The 5,051-nt window shown below is 47.3% G+C and carries 5 protein-coding genes; all 5 read right to left on the bottom strand.

Features of this window, described 5'->3' with window-relative positions; all coding sequences use genetic code 11:
- Nucleotides 1-1,353: vWA domain-containing protein (locus tag H735_RS28215; RefSeq protein ID WP_042980752.1), on the bottom strand; the 1,353-nt coding region annotated here is incomplete at its 3' end.
- Nucleotides 1,346-2,350: a vWA domain-containing protein gene (locus H735_RS28210; protein ID WP_009704930.1), complete on the bottom strand. Its 1,005-nt coding sequence runs from the start codon at nt 2,348-2,350 to the stop codon at nt 1,346-1,348. The genes H735_RS28215 and H735_RS28210, both read right to left, overlap by 8 nt.
- Complete coding sequence (locus tag H735_RS28205; protein WP_020197346.1) at nt 2,343-2,819, bottom strand: DUF4381 domain-containing protein; 477 nt, start codon at nt 2,817-2,819, stop codon at nt 2,343-2,345. Before H735_RS28205 ends, H735_RS28210 begins: the two co-directional genes overlap by 8 nt.
- Nucleotides 2,820-2,862: 43 nt before the next feature.
- Nucleotides 2,863-3,789 (bottom strand): DUF58 domain-containing protein, encoded by a 927-nt coding sequence (locus H735_RS28200; protein WP_020197345.1) that lies wholly within the window; start codon nt 3,787-3,789, stop codon nt 2,863-2,865.
- Between the two features lie 14 nt (nt 3,790-3,803).
- Complete coding sequence (locus tag H735_RS28195) at nt 3,804-4,760, bottom strand: AAA family ATPase (RefSeq protein WP_020197344.1); 957 nt, start codon at nt 4,758-4,760, stop codon at nt 3,804-3,806.
- Nucleotides 4,761-5,051: the final 291 nt, after the last annotated feature.

Here is a 5,051-nt window from a genome sequence, read left to right as displayed (position 1 = left end):
CTGCTGTTGCTGCTGTTGCTTCAGTTTCTCCTCTACAACCGACAGGTTCTTTTTCGCAGCTTCAAAGTCAGGCTTTTCTTGAATTACGTTTTTATAGAGCTCCGCCGCATCCTCAAGCTGTCCGTTCTTAGCAAGTGCGTTTGCCAAGTTGTAACGGCCATCAAGGCTTGGATTATTGGAGAACGCTTCGATCGCACTTTCGTAATCCCCAGCTTGGTAGCTTGCTGCACCTTTCCAGTTAGGATCAGTGAAGGTACTTTGGGCTTTTTCGTATTCACCTTGTTGATAAAGCTGTTCGCCTTGTTGGTTTTGATTCAAAAACGCATTGGCTTCTGCTTCCGGTGTCCAACTCATCGGTAACACGGTCGCGACCAGTACCCAAATCATGCCGCGTCGGAAGAGTAGGGCAACAGGAATCAACAACAGAGGTAGCAACCAGAAACCGCCGTTCAAGCGAGAGTCGGTTTTCACGTCGCCACTTTGCTTGGCGGCAAGGTTGTTGCTCGCGTTATTGGTAAACGCGGCAATGTTCTCAACATCACGGTTATTGTGTTGAATTGGCACAAATAATCCGCCGGTATCCTTGGCTAACTTCTGTAAGTTTTTCAGGTTAGTCTTCGCTACCACGGTGTTGCCTTGTCGACTTTTCATTAAAGAACCATCCGGAAGAGCAATTGGTGCGCCAGTTGATGTGCCGATAGCGAGTACTGACACACGAAAGTCTTTACCGTTTAATAACGCTAACGAGCGAGACAATTCGGAGTCATCCAAATTATCTGCCAGCACGACGATGTCACCTTGATTGACACCCGCTTGAGTAAACTGGCTAAGCGCGGTTTCAATCGCTGATGGTAAGTTGGATCCTTGATAAGGCATTAACTCAGGAGACAAGTTTTCGATGATGCCAGCGAGTGTGCTGGAATCTGTCGTCAGTGGACTTAACGTATAAGCATCGCCCGCGTACGCGACCAAACCTGTTGAGCCTTCTTTCCATTTCGGCAATAAATCCAACGCTTTATAGCGGGTTTGTGACAGGCGATTTGGCTTCACATCCGTTGCGTACATAGAGCGCGACATATCCAGAACTAACACTCGGTTTTGGCTTAGTTCAAAGCTCGGGCGAGTGTTGGATTGCCAACTTGGACCTGCTAGAGCAATACAAGCGATCGCCCATGCTAATCCCCAAATGGCGAAGTAATGCTTGGTATTCACTGAATGACCGAGCATTTTGGCTAAATGGGGCGCAATCAACGATGACTTTTTGGTTCTGTATTGGCTGTTAATCGCAAGAACGACAGGAATGACGAGCAAACCCAACAACCAATAAGGATTTAGGAAAGTAAACTCAGCCATGTTTTCTCCTTAGAACAAACAGGAACACGGAAAGCACAAGGGCAGCACCTAGTGGGTAAGGGAACCATTCCGACTGAGGACGCCAAGTTTGCGTATCGCTTGAAACTGGCTCTAGTTGATTAATGGTGTCGTAGATCGTTTCAAGTTCTTTAGCATCACGCGCTCGGAAGTACTTACCACCTGTCATCTCTGCAATCTTGGTCAGCGTTTGCTCATCAAGGTCTGAGGCAGTATTGACTTTGCGCGTCATGAAGAAGTCTTTCACCATCATTTCACCAGCGCCCACACCTACGGTGTAGATGGTTGCGTTGTACTTTTTAGCGATTTCAGCGGCTTCAAGCGGATCAAGTACACCAGCAGTATTGCTACCATCACTGAGCAAGATCATCACGCGTTGTGGTGCGTCACTGTCTACAAAGGTTTTGGTGCCTAAGCCGATACCATCACCAATCGCGGTGCGCTGGCCAACCAAGCCAATGACGGTTTGATTGATCTGTTGCATCACGGTTTTACGGTCAGCGGTCAGCGGTGTTTGTAGATATGCATGATCACCAAATAGAACCACACCTAATCGATCACCTTGGCGTTTTTCTACGAAATCAGATAAGACTCTTTTGACGGCGGTTAGGCGGTCTATGTATTCACCGTTGTCGTTCATGTCTTCTTTCTGCATAGAGCCAGATAAGTCGACCACTAACATCATGTCGCGGTATTTCGGTTGGAACTCAACCGGATCGCCGTACCAAACTGGGCGAGCACAAGCGACAACCAACAGAGCCCAGACGCCAATAGACAGGAATTTTTGCACGACCTGTTTTGGTTTGTTGCTGTGTTTATTGTCTGGCAGGTACGCCAGCTTAATTTCAGCTTGCTGAGTCTCTTCAGGGAAGAACTTATAAATCAGCCAAGGTAGAGGCAGTAACAATAATGCCCACCACCAGACAAACTCAATGTTCAACCACTGAGAGAGGCTCGAAACGAGAGTTGCCTCAGTCACGAGTTTTTGCCTTTTTCTTTGGTGGCAATGCGGTTTCAATCCAGAAAGCGCAATCATCAATTAAGGCTTGATGCTGCTCTTGACCAGACTTTTGATACAGCGCCGCTTGCCACTGTTGTTGTTTATCGACAAATCTAGTTTCTTTGGTGTAGCTATCAAGAAACTCGTACCAAGCAGAGCCTGTTAATGGCGCGATTTCTTCACGAGGGAAGTAACTCAAAGCCGCTTGACGAAGAACCTCTAATGCAGAAGACGGTGTGTGTGGTGTGATCGGGTTGGTCAATAATTTCAATGCGGTCTTCTTAGCAACAAGACGCTTTGTACGCCATCTTAAGTACAGTACGACGATTAAGATGGAGAGAACTACACCGCCCAGAACAGCCCACCATCCCCAAGCAAGTGGGAACCAATCAGGTGCATTCGGTAGGATTAAAGGTTCAAGGTTTAGGCTTTGATTATTCGTTGTCATTATTATTACTACTGCTTGAATGATTTGTATGTTGTTGCTTTGACTAGCTTAACTGCTGAACTAGCGGTAACCCGCTCGACAGACTGTTAAATGGAATTGCCATTGAATGACACTGCTGTTTAATGGCTTGTTGATGCTTAACGAAGTGAGACTCCAATTCTTGGCGTTCCCCTTTAGATCCGAAGTTAAACCACTGACTTCGATGACCATCGGATGCTTTCGCTTGGCCTCGGAAGTCAGTTTCTCCTCGCTCTAAGGGATCATAGAATTGAACCGCGCGAACGCTGTTGTGTTGCTTTAACCGACGTAGTTGAACCAACTCTTTCTCTTCCACTTGAGCAAAGTCGCTCAGCAGAATGAGTTCACTGCCTTTCGGCGTCAGGTTGTGTAGCGTTTCAATTGCGGTCATGTAAGGCAGCATGCGTGTGCTGTCAGCTTGTTGATTCGTAAGCAATTGGTTGTGAGTATTCACTATCGCGTCAAGAATTCTCAGCCCTTGTTTTTGAAGAGAAGAAGGGCGGAACTCAATACACTGGGAACCATCATCTATCACCGCGCCGATGCGGTCTTTCTTGGCTAACGTCAGCCAAATCAAGACGCTAGCGAAATGCGCCAGTTGAACTGACTTCAATACATATTGCGAACCAAAGTGCATGCTTGGGCTCAAGTCGATGTACAAAATCACCGCTTGCTCTTTGTCTTCAGCAAACAACTTGGTGTGCGCTTTTCCCGTTCGAGCCGTGACTCGCCAATCAATGCTGCGAATGTCATCACCCGCTTGGTATTGGCGCACTTCCATAAAGTCCATGCCACGACCTTTTTGACGGCTGGTATGGTTACCACTCATTTGCGACCAAATACTCTGTGCTGGTGGCAACCAACGAACCGATTGAGTGCGATATTGAAGCAGCTCTTCAAGGGTTAATGTCACCCCATTCGCATGAGGTGGCAATGCATATGATGCAGACATGTCACCTACCTACGTTATGCGCTACCTACAAGGCTAAGAAGCTTGTCGATAACCTGATTGGCTGTAATGCCTTCTGCCTGAGCGTGGTAGCTAAGCAGCAGACGGTGACGTAGCACAGGGTAAGCCATGGCTTGAACGTCTTCTGGTGAAACGAAGTCACGACCTGCCAGCCACGCATGAGCACGAGCACAACGGTCAAGGGCGATCGTCGCACGCGGGCTTACCCCCATAGATAGCCATTTCGCAAGCTCTGAGTCGTAATCGCTTGGTTGTCGAGTCGCCATCACAAGACGAACGATGTACTGCTCGATTGCGTCTGCCATGTGAATGTTGAGCACTTCTTTGCGAGCGGTGAAGATGTCTTCTTGGCTCAAGCTTGGACGTTCAATCGTCGCTTCGCCTTTTGCCTCACCACGGTTGATGCGCAAAATAGCCAACTCGTGTTCCGCATCTGGATAATCCACATCAAGGTGCAACAAGAAACGGTCAAGCTGCGCTTCTGGCAGCGGGTAAGTACCTTCTTGCTCAATTGGGTTTTGAGTCGCCATCACCAAAAATAGCTCTGGGAGTGCGTATGTGTTTCGTCCTGCTGTCACTTGCTTCTCAGCCATGGCTTCAAGCATCGCGGCTTGCACTTTAGCTGGCGCACGGTTGATCTCATCAGCAAGGATCAGTGAGTTGAAAATAGGACCAGACTGGAAAGTAAATTCGCCCGTTTCTGGACGGAAGATATCGGTACCCGTCAAGTCGGCTGGCAGTAGGTCTGGTGTGAACTGAATACGGTGGAAATCACCTTCCACACAATCCGATAGAGATTTCACCGCACGGGTCTTAGCCAATCCTGGAGGACCTTCAACCAAGATATGTCCATCGGCAAGTAGAGCAATAAGTAATTGTTTTACCAGATCATGCTGACCAATGATCTGAGACTCTAAGTAGCTTTGAAGAGTTTCGAAGTTTGTTTTGTGCATTTTTTGGACTCTCTGGTATCCATATGATTCTTGTTTTGAGTATTGGTCACTTTCTCAAGGGGAAAAGTTCCAGTACGTCCGTGTAATTTATCTTTTCAATATTGGGGCGAGTAAAGTGATTGCAAGCCATTGAAAAGCGTGAATTACCTTGTTCGACAGTCTGTTACATCGCATTTGCATTAATTTGTGAGAATTTTCTCTAGTTTTGTAGGGGAAGGCCGATATAAGTTTCAAGCCGTGCATAGCGAGTTGTTATGCATCAAGTTTTATCCTGTTCGATGTATGGACTCC

The organism is Vibrio owensii CAIM 1854 = LMG 25443 (assembly GCF_000817815.1).
GTDB classification, from domain to species: Bacteria; Pseudomonadota; Gammaproteobacteria; order Enterobacterales; family Vibrionaceae; genus Vibrio; species Vibrio owensii.
This window is presented reverse-complemented; position numbering and strand designations above follow the sequence as displayed.

Bases quoted from the DNA above. Each gene is read 5' to 3' on its own strand.
- H735_RS28195 (WP_020197344.1), bottom strand. From the start codon at position 4,760: ATGCACAAAACAAACTTCGAAACTCTTCAAAGCTACTTAGAGTCTCAG.
- H735_RS28200 (WP_020197345.1), bottom strand. From the start codon at position 3,789: ATGTCTGCATCATATGCATTGCCACCTCATGCGAATGGGGTGACATTA.
- H735_RS28205 (WP_020197346.1), bottom strand. From the start codon at position 2,819: ATGACAACGAATAATCAAAGCCTAAACCTTGAACCTTTAATCCTACCG.